Source organism: Thermocrinis minervae (assembly GCF_900142435.1).
Classification (GTDB): Bacteria; Aquificota; Aquificia; order Aquificales; family Aquificaceae; genus Thermocrinis_A; species Thermocrinis_A minervae.
In genome coordinates this window covers 809,530-826,345 of sequence record NZ_LT670846.1, presented here as the reverse complement: position 1 = coordinate 826,345, position 16,816 = coordinate 809,530, and the positions used below count along the sequence as shown (strand labels likewise).

The window sequence follows — 16,816 nt, the reverse complement described above, 5'->3', positions numbered from 1 at the left end:
GGATAAAATCTTACCAGACAATAAACCATAAGATAAGCTTATAGAGCTTATAAATGCAGCTTATGGCAGTATAAGAAAATTTTAGTCACGTGGAACTTCTAACGTGATAGCTTATTCCATAAGGAGGTTTCTCCATGGAGATAGGAGGTAGCTTTTACGACAGGAAGACCTACAGTACATGCTACATGTGCGCCTGCAGATGTGGTATAGAGGTTTACGTAAGAAACAACAAGATAGCTTACATAAAGGGTAACGACGCTCACCCTACCAACAAAGGAGTCCTCTGTGCGAAGGGTTCTTCCGGAATAATGAAAGAGTACAGCCCGGCTAGGCTTAGGAAGCCTCTTTTAAGGGTTGGTCCAAGAGGTTCAGGGCAGTTTAAGGAAATAGAATGGGAAGAAGCTATACAGATAGCCGTCCAGTGGTTGGATGAAGCAAGAAGAAAAGGCCCTTACAAAATAGCCTTCTTCACAGGAAGGGATCAGATGCAGGCCATAAACAGCTGGTTTGCAAGCCAGCTTGGAACAGTAAATTGGGCAGCTCACGGAGGTTTCTGCTCTGTTAACATAGCGGCTGCAGGTCTTTACTCCATAGGTGGTTCCTTCTGGGAGTTTGGAGAGGCTGACTTTGAAAACACCAAGTACTTTATGATGATAGGCGTGGCCGAGGACCACTCTTCCAATCCTTTCAAACTCGGCATACAGGAGATGAAGAGGAAGGGAGGCAAGTTCGTAGTGGTCAACCCTGTAAGGTGGGGTTACGGTGCCATAGCTGACGAGTGGGTACCCATAAAGCCAGGAACGGACGGGGCCTTCATCATGGGCCTTATGCATGTGCTGTTTAAGTACAACCTAGTGGACTGGGAGTTCCTAAAGACCTACACCAACGCACCCTACCTGGTAATACAAGCTCCAGGAACATCCAAGGACGGTCTTTTCTACAGAAACGAAGAAGGAAAGCCTATGGTGTTTGACAAAAAATCTGGAACCTTCAAGCCAGCAGATGCCATAGTTCCAGAAGATCTAGACCCAGCCTTCATAGGTGAATTCACCACACCAGAGGGCTACAAGGTAAGACCAGCTTTTGATATATTTGCCGAGAGACTTGTAAAGGACTACAGCCCAGAGAAGGTAGAGAAAATAACAGGCATACCTGCAAAGGATATAGAGCGTATAGCCAAAGAGATGGGAACTGTTGCTTTCCTCGAACCCTTAGAACTCCCCATAGAATGGACGGACGTATGGGGAAGGAAGCATAAAAAGACAAGAGGAAGACCCGTATCCTTCCACATAATGAGAGGTGTAGGTTCTCATACCAACGGTTTCCAAACAGCAAGGGCTGTCTTCCTACTTATGATGATGCTAGGATGCATAGACACTCCAGGTGGATTCCTCAACAAGCCACCATACCCCAAGCATATAGAGGATCTTCCCAAACCTTACAAGATATCAAGACCAGATGAGATAAAATACGGAGAGGTTTACCCTGGTCCGCACCTTGGATATGTTCAAAATCCTGACGATTTGCTCGTTGATGAAAAGGGAAACCCCATAAGGATAGACTGGGCGTACAGCTGGTACTTCCCCATGTCCGCGCACGGTTGCATACAGAACGTAATACCAGCAGCCTACCAACAGAATCCTTACGGCATCGAAGTGTTGATGATATACATGGCCAACATGGCCTGGAATTCTTCTCAGAACATACCCTACATCCTTGAAGCCCTTACAGCCACAGATCCATCCGGAAACTACATAATACCCAAGATAATAACAATAGACGCTTTCTACAGTGAGCAGGTAGCTTACTCAGACCTGGTTCTTCCAGACGCTACATACCTGGAGCAATGGTTTGCCCTCTCCCTGCTTGACAGACCACCATCTTCTGTGGACGGTCCCGTTGATGCGCTAAGGCATCCCATAGTGGATCCTAGAGAGTACGGTTACGATGTAAGAGGTTGGGGAGACGTGATGGTGGAGATAGGCTCCAGGCTAAAGCTCCCTGGTTTTGTCAACGAGGATGGTTCCAGAAAGTACAAAGACTTTAAAGACTTCTTGATAAACTGGCAGATAAGGCCGGGAGTGGGTGCTCTGGCAGGTTGGAGGGGTAAAAACGGAGACAAACACTTTGTAGGAGAACCAAACCCCAACCAGCTTGAGATGTACATAAAGAATAAAGGCTTCTTCTACTACAAACTTCCCGACAACATGCGCTACTACAGACATGCCAACAAGGATTACTTAGAGTGGGCAAAGAGTGTAGGTTTTGTGAAAAAGACAGATCCTATCATATTCAACTTTTACCTTGAAGCACTACAAACCTTCAGGCTAGCTGGGCAGGGCCTATGGGAGGGTAAAAACCAACCACCCAACGATCCCATACTCAGGGAAAGGCTCATAAAGTACTTTGACCCCCTACCCTTCTGGTACCCACCCTTTGAAGAGGAGATAAGTGGTAAGGAATACCCACTGTATGCCTTCACACAGAGACCTCAGTGGATGTACCACTCCTGGGACTCCCAAAACGCTTGGCTTAGGCAGATATCTACAAGGAATTACCTTTACATGAACCCAAAAACAGCACAAAAGCTGGGCATAAAACACCTAGACTGGGTATGGGTAGAATCAAGGGTAGGTAAGGTAAAATGCCAAGTGTTCCTGACAGAAACAACAGAACCCAACTCTGTCTGGACATGGAACGCCATAGGAAAGATGAGGGGAACATGGGGCCTAAAACCAGACGCCGAAGAAGGAACACTAGGTTTCCTGCTCAACCACGTCATACCTCACAGCATAAAGATAGGAGGAAGGGAGATTTACTACGGAGACCCTATAACAGGACACTTGGCATGGTTTGACACCAAGGTAAAGGTTTACAAGGCCGAGGACGAGTCACCAGAAACATACCCACAGTTTGAAGTAAAGCCCCTACCTTACATAGAAGAAAGGTGGGTAGAGGTATTAAGGTACAAGCCTTAAGGAGGTTAGTCATGGCTCAGTTTGCCTTGGTCATAGACTTAAACACTTGCGTTGGTTGTCATGCTTGCGCCACCAACTGTAAAGAGTGGAACACGCAGGCGTCCTTCGGTCCCCTTTCTGACTTTGACCCTTATGGCAGGGAGCCAGAGGGTGTCTGGTACAACAGGATAATGACTTACGAAGTGGGAGAGTTTCCAAACACCCAGGTATTTCATCTTCCTAAGTCCTGCCTGCACTGTCAGGATGCTCCCTGCGTGCCTGTATGCCCCACCGGAGCAAGCTATAAAAGAGAACAGGACGGCATAGTCCTCGTGAACTACGATGACTGTATAGGATGTAAACTCTGCTCGTGGTCTTGTCCTTACGGATGCAGAGAGTTTGATGAAGCTGATAAAGTGATGAAGAAGTGCACCCTGTGCATAGACAGGATATACGATGAAACACTACCACCCGAACACAGAAAGCCAGCGTGCGTGCTCACATGTCCGGCAAGGGCTAGATTCTTCGGAGACATAGAGGATCCCAACAGCGAAGCGTACAGGATGATAAAGGAGCGGAACGGCTTTGTACTCTTCCCAGACATGGGAACGAACCCCGCCAACCACTACCTACCCAGGACAGAGACCAAGATACACGTGGATGATCATGTACTAAAACCAGACAACCCTCTGTTCTTAGAAGTACTAAGAAGACATCATGTAGGAGGATAGACCATGCATCCACCTCTGTCTTTGATATGGTTCTTTCTCACAGCTGGCACCTCCATAGGCCTATTTACCTTTACCTACTTTATGGAGTTTTTGACCCTCTTTGGCAAGAATACCGCCCTTCCCAAGAACGCAGTACTGATATCAGGCTTGATATCTTTGGTGCTTATAGGCCTAGGGGCCATAGGAGCTTCTTTTCACCTGGGTCACAAGCTCAGGGCTTGGAAGGCTATAAAGAGGTTTAGGACCTCTTGGCTCTCAAGGGAGGCTGTATTCAGCGGTGCTTACGGGTTTACCCTTTTTGTCTACCTAGTCCTCAAATACTATCAGGTAAACCCCTTTCTTGAACATACTTTTGGAATAGTTACCTTTGTGCTCGGCTGGCTAAGCAGCTTTTCCACAGCCATGATATACGCCTCCAACAAGTTTGTGCTTGAGTGGAACACGTCCATAAGCGTCCTCTACTATCTAAACATGTACCTCATGCTCGGATCCTCCGCCACTTTACTGCTCGTGTACCACTACAGGCCAGAGTTCATAGGAACTTACGTGTTTTTAACTTTCCTCTTCCTGGCTCTTGGCCTTGCCTTTAGGCTTGCCTTCAACATAAGACAGGCTTTCCTCAAAAGACCTACCCTCAACGAGGCTCTCAATTTGCCTCACAACAGACCAATAAGAGTTCTTGACACTGGCACAACCACCAACAACTACTGTACGGAAGAGTTCTATTACGCCAAAGGTAAGGAGCTTCTACCTACAGCCATCCCACTGGCGTACATACTTACTTTTGTTATACCCCTATTCTTAATACTCTACTCGTGGATATCAGGAGTAAGGGCATACCACCTCTACACAGTTACCTTTGCTCTTATACTTTTAGGCTCCGCCATAGAAAGATGGAGCTTCTTCGTGGAAGGAAACCATGTTCAAAACCTCTTCTACGGGCTATATCCCAAAGAGGGTTATACTCTAAGAAAAGGATTCATGGAGAGGAAGAGGACAAGGATAAGCTACCGGTAAACCACTTTGCTCTTTCCCTCCCTCTTTGCCTTGTATAACCTTTCATCGGCTTTTTTGAGTAGTTCTTCCACGCTCTCCCCATCTTCTGGGAAAGTTGCAACACCAAAGCTTGCACTTATAAATATTCTATTGTCTCCTATGTCTAGAGGGTTTGTTTTAAGGGCTTTCCTTATCCTCTCACTTATCTTCACAGCATCCTCCTTAGTGGTGGATGGTAGGATTATCATGAACTCCTCACCCCCGTATCTTCCCAGTAGATCCATAGCTCTTATTGAGTTTGAGACTAAGGTTGTCACGTGTTTGAGGGCAGTATCGCCTATGATGTGTCCATGGGTGTCGTTTAGCTTTTTAAAGTCATCAAGGTCAAAAATAACAACGCTCAGCTGTCTTTTCTCTCTCCTGCTCCTTTCCAGCTCCTTCTCAAAGACCTCCATCAGGAACCTTCTGTTGTAGACGTTCGTAAGTGGGTCCCTAATGGATAGCTCCCTGGTTATCTCTATGAGCCTTAGGTTGGATATAAAGGGCGAGAAGGTGTTGACTAAGCTTTCTATAAGCTCCTTTACTATTCCTCCAAAGTAATCCTTGCTCTTGGAGAACATACTTAGTACAGCTATAATCCTTCCAGAAGAGACAACAGGTATACACATGTAAGAAAACTCCCTTGGAACCTTAGAGAAGGGACAATCTATAAGCCCATCTGGTGTGTAGACAAGTGGTTGGGTGCTCAGAACCACCTTACACTGATCTATATCTGTTTCCATGCATTCTTGCATGTCCTGCCCGTAATGTATTATCCCGCTTATTCTGTTTAGGGAGGGGTTTATCATGTAGACGGTAAGGCTGTCAACACCAAGCTTTTCTACAAGCGTCTTCGCCAGAAGGTTGTAAGCCTCACCCTCAGAAGTACACACGTTTAAGGCCAAGGTAAAGTCGTACAGGAGTCTAAGCCTCCTGTAGCTCTCTTGCAACTCTTCTTCCATCTTTTTTCTTTCCCTTATGTCCCTGGCTACCACAAGTATATGCGGCGTGGACTCTAACTCAACCTTTGTGGCTACTACCTCTACAGTTATCACATCCCCATAAGCTCTTTTGTAATGCCTCTCTCCCCTTATCACCACGTCCTCCCTTACTATCCTCTCAATATTATTCCTTATGATGGAGTGATCGTCCTGAATTATGTCAAAGATGGTCATTTTCTTTAGCTCTTCCTCAGTGTAAGCCAGAGTTTTCAGAGTGGCCATATTGAAAAGTTTTATCCTACCAGTAGAAGCTTCGTATATTATCATCAAATCTTCCGTGGAATTTATTATCCTACGGTAGTTTTCTATTATCCTAAGGGTGCTTTTAAGTTGCTCTTCTTCTTTGGTTATGTCCCTTATCAGGAGGTTTATCTTACCGTTTGTGTAAAGCTTATTTTCTACAGGAAGGTATGAAGCTGATACTTCGTACACACTACTATTTACGTAAAACTTGTACCTTTCTATCTTTCCTTCTTTAATAAGCTGTGTGTAGAACTGTATCCACTGTATCTCCGGAAAAATTTCTTTTATGTCCTTGTCTAGCAAATTTCCTAAGATTTCTTTTGCTTTCTTGTTCTGCCAGATAACTATCTGTTCTTGAAAACTTCTATCTACAAGCTCCAATACTACTTCAGGGAAAATGTCAAGGATATCCTTAACGTGTTTTAACTTCTGTATAAAATCCTTAAAATCTCCACCTATAGCTCTTAACACATCCGTTACGGCTATTAATCCAGTAACCTTACCCGTATTATCTACCACTACTAACCTTCTTATTTTTTGCTTTTCCATAATCTTTAAAGCTTCATATACTTTTTTATCCTCCTCAACCGTTATGACCGGTTTGGACATGTACTTCTCTACACTATCTGAAAGGTCCATATCATCAAAGTTCTTTAGGATGTCACTCTCAGTTATTATACCTACAGGAATCATGTTTTCCAGGATGGGTAAAGCTCCTATATTTTTCTCATCCATTATCCTTAAACATTCTTTTATGCTGGTATTCCTGTTCACATAGGTAAATTTTCTCTTGCAGATTATGTCTCTCACTTTTAAATCTCTATCAAAAACATCATCCTCAAGTACCTTGAGAATATCTTCAACAGTTATCACGCCAAGGAACTTATTCTCATAATCTACAACGGCGAGTCTCCTTATGGAGTTTTCAAGCATGAGGTAAAGGGCATGCCACAGGCTTCTGTCTGCCCTACAGGTGATAAGCTCCTTATTTCCGTACAGATAAGCTGGTTTCCTAAGATCTACACCTGAATTTATGAGTCTTACTAAATCCCTCTCTGTGAGTATGCCCGCTGGTCTACCATCCCTTGTAAGGAGAACATAACCCCTTCCCTTCTCTCTCATCACGGAGAAGGCCTCTTTCAGAGGCACGTCCTCCCTGACCTGCGGCTCTTCCCCCCTTATAATCTCCTTGACTGTGATTCCAAGTAGGTTCATTAATATACTATATTATGTACTATATTATGGATGTCTGTCCAAGATGTGGAAGGATCTTAGAGGTCATAGAATGCTGTGGTGGCGGTATATTCAGATGTAGTCACTGCAATGAGTACTACTATCCAGGTGAGCTTATAGACTTTCATAAGGAGAGAGAGAAGGTCTTAGAAGGAGATCCTTCAGAACCTCTTCTAAGGGTTTGCCTTCAAAAAGGAGAGAGTAAAGAGCCTGAGAGATAGGTGCGTATATTTGAAGGTTGTCTGAGAGCTCTTTTACTGCTTTTACCGTGTGGTACCCTTCCACCACCTGACCTATCCTTTCTAAAGCTCTTTCAGCAGAAAGACCTTGACCTATCAGATAACCAAAGGTTCTGTTTCTGGAAAGGTCCGAGCTTGCTGTGAGGAAGAGGTCACCCATACCGGAAAGTCCGTAGAAGGTATCTCTCTTTGCACCCAGCTGTACACCTATCCTCACCATCTCGGCAAGACCCCTGGTCATTAAGGCGGCTCTTGCGTTATGTCCATATCCAAGTCCATCAGATATGCCGCAGGCTATGGCTATGACGTTCTTGAGAGCTCCACCTAGTTCTACTCCTACAATATCATCACAGAGGTATACCCTAAAGTATGGACTGGAGATAAGTTCTCTTAGCCTCTGGGCCTGTTCCATATCCTGACCTGCCAACACTACAGCAGTAGGAAGACCCTTCATTACTTCAACGGCGAAAGAAGGTCCAGAAAGACAAAAGATCTGACAATCTTGACTGAGCTCTTCTATGATCTGAGATACTCTTTTATGCGTACCTATCTCAAGACCCTTGGAGGCTGATATGATTACTTTCCCTCTTACCTCTGCCTTCTCTAGTACAGACCTTATGGCTTGAACAGGAAGTGCTACCACCAAGTACTGAGAAAAATCTATGGCTTCTTTTAGATCCTGAGTAGAGGCTATCCTTTCTAAACTTTGACTTTCTAGGTAGGGGTTTACACCTGCATTTAGGCTTTCTACCACCTTCGGGTTCTTATCGTACACGAGGACTTCATGCCCTAACCTAGATAGGTGCGAGGCTAGGGCTGTTCCCCACCTACCACCACCTAATATGGTAAACTTCTGACTCATTCTATGAGCTCTTTGAACCTTCTTACGGCCTCTTCAAAACCAAAGAAGAGAGCGTTGGCCACTATGGAGTGTCCTACGTTTAGCTCCTCTACTACATCCCTCAGCTCTTCTACCAATGGTTTTACGTTATGGTAAGTCAGACCATGTCCTGCGTAAACCTTCAGACCCAAGCTTTTGGCCAGAAGGCCTGCCTCCTTTAACCTCTTTAGCTCATCCTTTGCTTCCTTAATTCTGTGAGCGTTGTAAAGGTTTGCATAAGTACCTGTGTGAAGTTCTATGGCGTCAGCACCTACCTCCTTGCTTGCCTCTATCTGTTTAGGATCTGCCTCCACAAAGAGGGATATCTCAATGATGCCTTTAAAATCTTTTAGGTACTCAACTAGATAGTTCTTGAGACTTACAACATCAAGCCCACCCTCTGTGGTGATTTCCTCCCTTCTTTCAGGTACTAGGGTGATCCTGTTGGGTTTTATGCGTAAGGCTATCTGCTTCATCTCTTGGGTGGGTGCCATCTCTAGGTTTACAGGTATATGGACCACCCTTTTTATGAGCTCCAAGTCCTCGTCCTGTATGTGCCTTCTGTCTTCTCTAAGGTGCAAAGTTATTTGGTTCGCTCCAGCCTTCTGGGCCAAAAGGGCAGCAAAGACTGGACTAGGCTCGAAGGTTTTTCTGGCTTGCCTCAGGGTTGCTACATGATCTATGTTGACACCAAGCCTCATCAGAAGTTTACCTGACAGGCTTGTTGATACTCTATGAGTTCCTTTATGGTAGCCTTTTCGGAGCAGAGGGGACAATTGGGATCCTTCCTAAGCTTTACAGTCCTAAAGTCCATGGAAAGGGCATCCATTATGAGCAGTCTTCCTACGAGGGGTTCACCTATGCCGAGCAGGAGTTTTATGGCCTCTGTGGCCTGTATGCAACCCATTATTCCACCTATAGAACCTAGTATGCCTGCCTCTTGGCAAGATGGTACAAGACCCGGAGGTGGTGGCTCTGGAAAGAGACACCTATAACAAGGTGAGTTTTCTTTGTCTCTAAAGTCAAAGACGGTTGCCTGGCCCTCAAACCTCAACATAGCAGCGGAGACAAGAGGTTTTCCTGCAAAGTAACATGCGTCGTTTATCAAAAACCTTGTGGGGAAGTTATCAGTACCATCTATGACAACGTCGTAATCTTTTATTATGTCCATGATGTTTTCTTTGTTTATCATAGTGTTGTAGGTGATAACCTTGACGTCTGGGTTTAGCTCCTCTACAGTTCTTTTGGCTGACTCCACTTTTGGCACGCCCACCCTGTTGGTGTTGTGTATCACCTGCCTTTGAAGGTTTGAAAAATCCACCACGTCAAAGTCTACTATGCCTATGGTACCGACTCCTGCAGCGGCCAGGTAGAGTATGGCTGGAGAACCAAGCCCACCGGCACCTATAACTAACACCTTGGAATTTAGGAGCTTCTCCTGCCCCTTACCGCCAACCTCTGGGAGTATGATATGCCTCGCGTACCTCTTTATCTGCTCCTCTGTAAACCTAAACATAGGATATAAATATACAACAAGCTTTTGGGTTATAATCTGATGTAGATGAGGCTTTTTAAAGAGTTTGTGGCGGTGCTTATAGTAGTACTCCTCATAAGAACCTTTGTAGCTCAGGCTTACAACATACCCTCAGGATCTATGAAGCCTACACTTCTAGTTGGAGACTTTATACTGGTGAACAAGCTCGTGTACAGGTTTTCCGAACCCCAGAGGGGTGATGTGATAGTCTTCAAATGGCCGGTGGATGAAAGACTCGACTTCATAAAGAGGATCATAGCCGTACCTGGTGACACTGTAGAGGTAAGGGGAGCCCAGGTGATAGTAAACGGTAAGCCCTTGCCCTTAAGGTACGTAGGCGAGATGTACGAGGAGGGAAGCAAGAGACTTGTGTACGAAGAAACTCTACCAAACGGAAGAAAGCATCTCATATACCTCTACGCAAACCCTATGATACCAAGGAAGGACTTTGGGCCAGCTGTGGTACCACCGGATAACTACTTTGTGATGGGAGACAACAGGGACAACAGCGAGGACAGCAGATACTGGGGATTCCTTCCAAGGGAAAATATAGTGGGTAAAGCCTTCGTCATATACTACTCTGGAGAGACACCACCCCTTAACACTACGGAGGTATCTCTCCTTACAGGCCTAAGACAGCTTTTCATAGCCTTGCTTCATCCTAGGTTTGACAGGATAGGCATGTCTCTTATAGACAAGTAGGGGCCAGCAGCCCCTTTAAAAGGACAGTCCAAGCCTTACACCGTAAAGGTCCATCTTTGAAGAGGGTTGATACAAGTAGTCGTTCACTACTGGGCTGTACTTATAGCTTGAGCTTCCTGTATTAAACTTCTCATAGTACACTCCCAGTTTTAGCTTGCTATACTTTAGTCCTAACTCTATGTAAGGGTTTACCTTCTTACCAGGCCTTGTCTTTACGTCAAAGGCTGGAGCATAGTTTTCATTGTCTATCTGGAAGGTAAGCCCAGCGTCAGCATAGTAGGTAACAGGCTTTACGTTGTACTCAAGGGTAAAGCCTAAAGGAGCGTAGAGGGAGTGCCATTTTTAGGTGTAACCTATTGCATTTAGAGAACCGCCTGAGGTTCTGGTCCATTTCCTGAAGGCAAGTCCCGTGTAGCCTCCTACTTTCATCTGCTTGCTCATGGGGTAGTCAACACCCAAAAGTCCCTTGATCTCCCATCCCTCGTAGGTGGTGTCAGAATCTACTGGAGTTCCTCCCCAAGTTTGCCCTTTGTAGTCCACGTTTCCGCCAAAGAGGGAAGCCCCAAGCTTACCGTAGACAAGCTTGTTAAAGGGTTGTTTGAGGCTAAAGTCTACCCTGTGAAGCCATCCCTTGTTTTCCATAACTGGCTCTTTCCATTTGAAGTAAGAGGGGCTGTAGGAGATGTCCATCTCAAGGGCAAGGGCCATAAATGGTGCAAACAGTAGAAGCTTTTTCATAGCTATACCTCCTTTTACGTTTCCTATTCATATATAACGGCCAAGGCTTTTCAATCTGACAGGCACGTGTTATAATACTGAGCATGGCTAAGGTTAAGATGAAGACAAACAAGTCGGCAAAGAAGAGGTTTAAGATAACGGCCACGGGTAAGATAAAGAGATGGAGAGCAGGAGGCTCCCACTACAACACCAAGAAGGCCAAAGACAGGAAGAGGAGGCTAAGGAAGCCTACCCTTGTTAACCCTGGATGGGAAGACAAGGTAAGGGGCTTACTTAAGGAGTTTTAGGTGGCACGTGTCGTTTAGGTACCTAAGGTGGAACCTTCCATCGTACTCAAGCAAGCTTATGCCTGTGTTATCCATGTGAATATTCCAGTTGTTTTCAAGACCTAGGTTAAGGGCAAGGCATACAAGGGCATGGAGGGTTCCACCGTGCGCTACCACCACTAGGTTTTCGTAGGGGACTTCTTTTATATCCTCCAGAAAGCTGCTTACCCTTCTTTCAAACTCTCCCATGTCCTCCTGCGTTGGAAGGGGATACTTTACAGGGTTGCTAAGCCAGTTTAGGAACATCTCCCTGTTTTCTTCTACCATGGTCCAGAAGTGTCTACCCTCCAACACGCCGAAGGACATTTCCTTTATACGTTCATCTACTATTACCTCAAGGTTTAGAACATCTGCTATGGTCAGGGCTGTTTTGTAAGCCCTTCTCTGGGGAGAAGTGTAGACTATTTGTATGCCCTTGTCCATTAGGTATTGGGCGCATAGCCTTGCCTGGACAAAGCCTAAGGGTGTAAGATCGCTGTCTAACCTTCCTTGAAAGATTCCCTTTTCGTTGTACTCACTTTGGGCGTGTCTGACCAAGTATATGCGTTTCATCAAGTGGTATACTCGGCGTTTATCCTGATGTATTCGTAACCAAGGTCAGAAGCATAGTAGGTCCAGCTTTCTTTGCCCTCCATAAGGTCCAGCACTATGGATATCTCCTTTTCCGTCTGTAGGTACTCCTTTGCGTGCTTTAGAGCATGAGGGTGCACCTTTGAGTCGTAGACAAGGTGGTTACCTATGTAGAGCTTTAGTTTAAACTGGTCTATGGGGAAGGCTGTGGATCCTGCAGCTGCCAGTATCCTACCAAAATTAGGATCTCCCCCAAATATGGCCGTCTTAACTAGGTTAGACGTGGCTATTTTCTCAGCTATGAGCCTGGCCTTCAGCTGAAGGGTTGCATTCTTGACTACTACCTTTATAACTTTTGTGGCTCCCTCTCCATCTTCTACTATTTTTTTAGCTAAGCTCAAAGACACCTCTTCTACAGCATCTCTCACCTTGGTAAGGTCATTTTCCCTGTATACACCAAGGCTTATAAGGGCAAAAGAATCATTGGTGCTCGTGCAGCCATCCACGCTTATGGAGTTAAAAGTTCTTTCTGTTATCTCCCTATGAATGCTACTTAGTTCGTAAGGGTCTAGGTCTGCGTTGGTAAAAACAAAGGCCAGCATGGTAGCCATGTTTGGGTGTATCATCCCGGCTCCCTTGGCAAAACCGAACACCTCAAGGTGGTCTTTCTTAAGGAAGTCATACTTGGGAAACTTGTCAGTAGTAGATATTACCTCGCTCGCAGTCTTCAGATCAAGCTCCTCCAGGTTTGAACATGCATGCTCTATAGCCTTTAGCACGTCCTCTATGGGTAATGGTTTACCTATTATACCGGTGGAGAAGACAAGGACCTGTTCTTCTGGAATGTCAAGCAACTCCGATATCTTCTTGGCCATAAGCTCGGCGTGTAGTATGCCCTCTTTACCCACGGCGCAGTTGGCGTTACCGCTGTTTATTACTAGGGCCCTTATGTACCCTCCGCTCCTTCTATAGGCTTCCTCTGAGTATAAGACGCTCGCAGCCTTAAAGTGGTTGCCTGTAAAGACCACAGAGGCTGCACACTCCTTCTGCAGGTGGATTACCAGAATGTCGGGCTTTTTGCTACCTTTTAGCCCTGCTGTTCCTACTCCCATAAAAACGCTCATGAGAAAATTTTAGCCTAGTTTACCAGCCTTTTTATCCTGTGAAACTCCTCCGTGTCGGTTATCAGGGCACCTGAAGGTCTTAACATCTCAACTGTTCGTTTAGCTTCTACTATACGTGACTCTGGAAGGGGGTGGGTTGAAAGCCACTCGGGTGGCCTTTGTTTTTCCATCTTCTTGAACATTTCAAAGACCCTTATCATTCCATAAGGATCGTATCCTGCCTGTAGCATAAGCTTTATACCATTCTGGTCTGCTTCGCTCTCTTGATCCCTGCTGAACTTCAAAGCAAGAAGGTTTGCGCTTATGCTTCCAAGCTGTGCAACTACCTCACCCCTTGCTCCACCACCTGAAAGAACATACGCTAAGTTAAGCAAGAAGTTAAGACCGTAGACCTTTTCCAAAAATTTGGCGTGATGCCTTAGCTCCACGTGGGATATCTCATGACCTAAAACGGCTGCAAGCTCGCTCTCGCTGCTGAGGCGTTTAAACAGTCCAGTGGTTACAAACACTGGACCACCCGGTAGGGCAAAGGCGTTTACCTCATCGGACTTTACCAGATAAAACTCGTAGGGTATGGGTCTTGTCTTGTTCCTGGCAATCCTCTGACCCACGCTTTGTAGATAGGCCTGCGCTTCCTTGTTAGGGTAAAGGGGATACTTTTTAAATACCTCATCCTTTAAGGATTGGCCTAACCTTACTTCCTGCTCAGTTGGTAGAAAAGCAGACTCCATACCTACTGTGGCGCAACCAGCTATGAACGTAAGGAGGATAAGGAGTATGGCCTTTACCTTAAGCATCTTCCACCGCATATACACCTTTTAGATTCCTCCCTTCTTCGTCCCAGTCAAGGCCATAGCCTACTATAAAGTAGTTGGGTATATCAAAGCCCACAAAATCTGCCTCGACGTCTATCTTTCTTCTTTCTTTCTTGTCCAAAAGGACGCACGTCTTTACCTCTTTAGCACCCTTCAAAAGTAGAAGCTCCTTTATCTCCTTGAGGGTGTAGCCCGTGTCTAGGATGTCGTCTACGAGCAAGATTCTTTGGCCGCTTACGTCCATGTCTAGGTCTTTTACTATCTTCACATGCTGAGAGCTTTCAGTGGAAGAGCCATAACTAGATGCCCAGATGAAGTCCACCTTTACTGGCAGCTGGATCTCCCTTATGAGGTCAGCAAGGAATACGAAAGCTCCTTTCAGAAGACCCACCACTAGGAAAGGTTCTCTGAAGTAATCCTCTATCTCTCTTGCAAGCTCCTTTATCCTTTCTTGAACCTTTTCGTGTGGTATAAGAAGCTTTACAGGTTTGTCCTTGATGCGGTGCATAGTATAAAAATTTTATTAATTATTCTTTAAAAGAAACCTTTTATAAAAGGAAGCAGTCCCTTCCAAAACATGCCTTTGTAGGAATGTTTTCCCTTTAGAAAATCTAAATACCTCTCTAGGCTACCTTGTTTTGCCAGCTTAAAGGCTACTCCTTGGTACCTATAACCCAGTTTGGCTATGAATCCTGCATACATGAGATCTTTCACTGTATCTTTGAGAAGGCTTATATAGGCTTTTATAGGGTCTGAAGGGTTGCTTACTATAGCATGGGAGGCCAACCTTCCGCTTAGTACAGCGTAGTATATACCTTCTCCCAGGAGTGGATCCACCAGGTTTGCAGCATCTCCTACCAGGAGCACCTTTCCCCTCCCAAAGAAAACATCCTTTGGACTCTCCGTGTATGGTATATGCCAACCTTTCACAAGGTTAAACTTATAACCCCTTAACTTTGAATAAGATTCCACAACCTTCAGTAGGTTTTCTCTTCCAGTGGATGCCACTCCTACACTTACAGCGTCTCCTTTTGGAAACACCCATGCGTAACCCCTCTGGACTATACCTATGTCTATGATCACCCTGTTCTTTAGATCTCCTTCTGTAAAAAACTCTACAGATCTGAAGAACTTTTCTTTTCGAAAACCTAAAGACCTGGCTACCTTTGAGTAAAACCCATCAGCACCTACTACAAAATCAGCCATAAAATCTCCCTTTGTAGTCTTTACTACCAGGTCCTTACCTTCTTGATGTACTCCTAAAACTTCTACACCTTGCACAAGCGTAGCTCCAGCCTGCTCAGAGCTACAGGCTAAAAAGCTGTCAAATTCTGATCTGTCTACTATGTAGGCTACAGGCCCATCAGAGAAGACTGTGTACTCCTCACCTCTGTAACCCAAAGTTCCACCACTAATAGTATTAAGTACTAGCTTATTCCAGCCTTCTGGAAGCAAGCTCTCTATCCTGCCTGACAAACAACCTGCACAGAGTTTAGGCCTTGGTAGTTTGTGTTTTTCCAAGAGCAAGACTTTGAGGCCAGCCTTTGCTAGATGATAGGCGGCGCTAGATCCCCCTGGTCCTGCACCTACTACGATAACATCCCACCTCATCTTACCTTAAGGGTGGCAACTGTTAAAACGGCCAGCAGGAAGGAGATTATCCACATCCTGACCACTATCTTAGGTTCTGGAATCCCTGAAAGCTCAAGATGATGATGAAAGGGAGCCATCTTGAAAAGTCTCTTTCCCTTGGTGAGCTTAAAGTAGGCTACCTGTAGTATGACCGACAAGGTTTCAAACACGAAAACACCACCAGCTATAGGGAGGAGTAACTCAGACTTAGAGACTACAGCTATGACCCCAAGGGTAGCACCCAAGGAGAGGGCACCCACATCCCCCATGAAGAGCTGAGCCGGGTACGCGTTAAACCACAAAAAGCCAAGCCCTGCACCTACTATGGCAAAGCATAAAACTGTAAGGTCACCTGCGTATGGCACGTAGGGTATGTTTAGATACTTGGAAAGTGTAGCATGCCCCACAGCGTAAGAGACTACTCCCAAAGCTCCGGCTGTAGTCATAACAGGTCCTATGGCGAGTCCATCAAGCCCATCCGTAAGGTTTACGGCGTTGGAGGTAGCCACTATCACAAAAACGCAGAAGGGTATGTAGAAAAGCCCAAGGTCTACCTGTAGGTTTTTGAATACAGGGAAATAGAGCTTAGTTCCTACGTCAGTAAAGAAGTATATAAAAAGGGCCGTTACGGTAGCTACTACCATTTGGAGGGAAAACTTAAGCTTTGCAGATATTCCCTTTTTATTTTTTAGCTTTACATAGTCATCCAAAAAGCCGATCAGGGCAAAGCCAACCATGCAGAAGGTTATGATCCAAAAGTAGATAAGGTCAAGCCTCATAAGAAGCAAAGAGCTCACTAGTATAGACAGGAGGATGACAAAACCACCCATGGTGGGTACGTACCTCTTTATTACATGACCCTCTGGAGTGTACTCCCTTACGTACCCCTTAAAAAGCCTCTGGACTGCCTTCATCTTTCTGGTGAATATGGGAGTTATCACCAGTACAAGCACGAAGGCCAAGATTATGGCAAGTAGGGATCTAAAGGTTATGTACTTAAAGACATTAAAGGCAAAAAAATAGTGTCTGAGTTCTAAAGCTAAGTGGTAGAGCATG

16 protein-coding genes are annotated in these 16,816 nt (G+C 45.3%); 5 read left to right on the top strand and 11 right to left on the bottom strand.

Annotation, left to right across the window (positions count from 1 at the left end; translation table 11 throughout):
* The first annotated feature begins 134 nt into the window (after window positions 1-134).
* Genes sreA through sreC form a run of 3 tightly spaced genes read left to right on the top strand, consistent with a single transcriptional unit; the run spans window position 135 to window position 4,705 of the window.
* On the top strand, window positions 135-2,978 hold the full coding sequence (gene sreA / locus B5444_RS04500) for a sulfur reductase subunit SreA (RefSeq protein ID WP_079654043.1): 2,844 nt from the start codon (window positions 135-137) through the stop codon (window positions 2,976-2,978).
* Window positions 2,979-2,989: 11 nt separating this feature from the next.
* Window positions 2,990-3,688, top strand: coding sequence for a sulfur reductase subunit SreB (gene sreB / locus B5444_RS04495; protein WP_079654042.1), 699 nt, complete (start codon window positions 2,990-2,992; stop codon window positions 3,686-3,688).
* Between the two features lie 3 nt (window positions 3,689-3,691).
* On the top strand, window positions 3,692-4,705 hold the full coding sequence (sreC, locus tag B5444_RS04490; RefSeq protein ID WP_079654041.1) for a DmsC/YnfH family molybdoenzyme membrane anchor subunit: 1,014 nt from the start codon (window positions 3,692-3,694) through the stop codon (window positions 4,703-4,705).
* Here sreC and B5444_RS04485 read toward each other — a convergent pair.
* The 4 genes from B5444_RS04485 to moeB all read right to left on the bottom strand — a co-directional run bounded on the left by B5444_RS04485 (window position 4,696) and on the right by moeB (window position 9,835).
* Complete coding sequence (locus B5444_RS04485) at window positions 4,696-7,182, bottom strand: diguanylate cyclase (protein ID WP_079654040.1); 2,487 nt, start codon at window positions 7,180-7,182, stop codon at window positions 4,696-4,698. The two genes, sreC and B5444_RS04485, sit on opposite strands and share 10 nt — an antisense overlap.
* A gap of 132 nt (window positions 7,183-7,314) precedes the next feature.
* Window positions 7,315-8,301, bottom strand: a complete 987-nt coding sequence (locus tag B5444_RS04480) for an NAD(P)H-dependent glycerol-3-phosphate dehydrogenase (protein WP_079654039.1) — start codon at window positions 8,299-8,301, stop codon at window positions 7,315-7,317.
* Window positions 8,298-9,020: a pyridoxine 5'-phosphate synthase gene (gene pdxJ / locus B5444_RS04475; RefSeq protein ID WP_079654038.1), complete on the bottom strand. Its 723-nt coding sequence runs from the start codon at window positions 9,018-9,020 to the stop codon at window positions 8,298-8,300. The genes B5444_RS04480 and pdxJ overlap by 4 nt, the downstream gene beginning before the upstream one ends.
* Window positions 9,020-9,835 (bottom strand): molybdopterin-synthase adenylyltransferase MoeB, encoded by an 816-nt coding sequence (gene moeB / locus B5444_RS04470; RefSeq protein ID WP_079654037.1) that lies wholly within the window; start codon window positions 9,833-9,835, stop codon window positions 9,020-9,022. The genes pdxJ and moeB overlap by 1 nt, the downstream gene beginning before the upstream one ends.
* A gap of 45 nt (window positions 9,836-9,880) precedes the next feature.
* On the opposite strand from moeB, the gene lepB reads away from it, so the two are divergent.
* On the top strand, window positions 9,881-10,555 hold the full coding sequence (gene lepB / locus B5444_RS04465; protein ID WP_079654036.1) for a signal peptidase I: 675 nt from the start codon (window positions 9,881-9,883) through the stop codon (window positions 10,553-10,555).
* A 342-nt stretch (window positions 10,556-10,897) separates the two neighbouring features.
* Here the strand turns inward: lepB and B5444_RS04460 are convergent, their stop codons facing one another.
* Window positions 10,898-11,293: a hypothetical protein gene (locus B5444_RS04460; protein WP_079654035.1), complete on the bottom strand. Its 396-nt coding sequence runs from the start codon at window positions 11,291-11,293 to the stop codon at window positions 10,898-10,900.
* Window positions 11,294-11,376: 83 nt separating this feature from the next.
* On the opposite strand from B5444_RS04460, the gene rpmI reads away from it, so the two are divergent.
* Window positions 11,377-11,580 carry a 50S ribosomal protein L35 gene (gene rpmI, locus B5444_RS04455; RefSeq protein ID WP_079654034.1) on the top strand — a complete coding sequence of 68 codons (204 nt, stop codon included), beginning with the start codon at window positions 11,377-11,379 and terminating at the stop codon, window positions 11,578-11,580.
* Here the strand turns inward: rpmI and B5444_RS04450 are convergent.
* From B5444_RS04450 to mraY, 6 genes are read right to left on the bottom strand one after another with little or no spacing between them, the layout of a single operon-like run.
* On the bottom strand, window positions 11,563-12,171 hold the full coding sequence (locus B5444_RS04450) for a histidine phosphatase family protein (RefSeq protein ID WP_079654033.1): 609 nt from the start codon (window positions 12,169-12,171) through the stop codon (window positions 11,563-11,565). The two genes, rpmI and B5444_RS04450, sit on opposite strands and share 18 nt — an antisense overlap.
* Complete coding sequence (gene argJ / locus B5444_RS04445) at window positions 12,171-13,313, bottom strand: bifunctional glutamate N-acetyltransferase/amino-acid acetyltransferase ArgJ (RefSeq protein WP_079654032.1); 1,143 nt, start codon at window positions 13,311-13,313, stop codon at window positions 12,171-12,173. Before argJ ends, B5444_RS04450 begins: the two co-directional genes overlap by 1 nt.
* A gap of 14 nt (window positions 13,314-13,327) precedes the next feature.
* Complete coding sequence (locus tag B5444_RS04440) at window positions 13,328-14,110, bottom strand: M48 family metallopeptidase (RefSeq protein WP_172838429.1); 783 nt, start codon at window positions 14,108-14,110, stop codon at window positions 13,328-13,330.
* Complete coding sequence (hpt, locus tag B5444_RS04435; protein WP_079654030.1) at window positions 14,103-14,636, bottom strand: hypoxanthine phosphoribosyltransferase; 534 nt, start codon at window positions 14,634-14,636, stop codon at window positions 14,103-14,105. The genes B5444_RS04440 and hpt overlap by 8 nt, the downstream gene beginning before the upstream one ends.
* A 26-nt stretch (window positions 14,637-14,662) precedes the next feature.
* Complete coding sequence (locus B5444_RS04430) at window positions 14,663-15,739, bottom strand: geranylgeranyl reductase family protein (protein WP_079654029.1); 1,077 nt, start codon at window positions 15,737-15,739, stop codon at window positions 14,663-14,665.
* The gene (gene mraY, locus B5444_RS04425; RefSeq protein ID WP_079654028.1) at window positions 15,736-16,815 is read right to left on the bottom strand and encodes a phospho-N-acetylmuramoyl-pentapeptide-transferase; all 1,080 of its coding nucleotides are present in this window, start codon (window positions 16,813-16,815) and stop codon (window positions 15,736-15,738) included. The genes B5444_RS04430 and mraY overlap by 4 nt, the downstream gene beginning before the upstream one ends.
* Window position 16,816: the final 1 nt, after the last annotated feature.

Coding starts and splice junctions, on each gene's coding strand:
- pdxJ (WP_079654038.1), bottom strand. CDS start 9,020: ATGAGGCTTGGTGTCAACATAGATCATGTAGCAACCCTGAGGCAAGCC.
- rpmI (WP_079654034.1), top strand. CDS start 11,377: ATGGCTAAGGTTAAGATGAAGACAAACAAGTCGGCAAAGAAGAGGTTT.
- B5444_RS04430 (WP_079654029.1), bottom strand. CDS start 15,739: ATGAGGTGGGATGTTATCGTAGTAGGTGCAGGACCAGGGGGATCTAGC.
- B5444_RS04450 (WP_079654033.1), bottom strand. CDS start 12,171: ATGAAACGCATATACTTGGTCAGACACGCCCAAAGTGAGTACAACGAA.
- hpt (WP_079654030.1), bottom strand. CDS start 14,636: ATGCACCGCATCAAGGACAAACCTGTAAAGCTTCTTATACCACACGAA.
- B5444_RS04460 (WP_079654035.1), bottom strand. CDS start 11,293: ATGAAAAAGCTTCTACTGTTTGCACCATTTATGGCCCTTGCCCTTGAG.
- B5444_RS04480 (WP_079654039.1), bottom strand. CDS start 8,301: ATGAGTCAGAAGTTTACCATATTAGGTGGTGGTAGGTGGGGAACAGCC.
- sreA (WP_079654043.1), top strand. CDS start 135: ATGGAGATAGGAGGTAGCTTTTACGACAGGAAGACCTACAGTACATGC.
- lepB (WP_079654036.1), top strand. CDS start 9,881: ATGAGGCTTTTTAAAGAGTTTGTGGCGGTGCTTATAGTAGTACTCCTC.
- sreB (WP_079654042.1), top strand. CDS start 2,990: ATGGCTCAGTTTGCCTTGGTCATAGACTTAAACACTTGCGTTGGTTGT.
- sreC (WP_079654041.1), top strand. CDS start 3,692: ATGCATCCACCTCTGTCTTTGATATGGTTCTTTCTCACAGCTGGCACC.
- B5444_RS04440 (WP_172838429.1), bottom strand. CDS start 14,110: ATGCTTAAGGTAAAGGCCATACTCCTTATCCTCCTTACGTTCATAGCT.
- moeB (WP_079654037.1), bottom strand. CDS start 9,835: ATGTTTAGGTTTACAGAGGAGCAGATAAAGAGGTACGCGAGGCATATC.
- argJ (WP_079654032.1), bottom strand. CDS start 13,313: ATGAGCGTTTTTATGGGAGTAGGAACAGCAGGGCTAAAAGGTAGCAAA.
- B5444_RS04485 (WP_079654040.1), bottom strand. CDS start 7,182: ATGAACCTACTTGGAATCACAGTCAAGGAGATTATAAGGGGGGAAGAG.
- mraY (WP_079654028.1), bottom strand. CDS start 16,815: ATGCTCTACCACTTAGCTTTAGAACTCAGACACTATTTTTTTGCCTTT.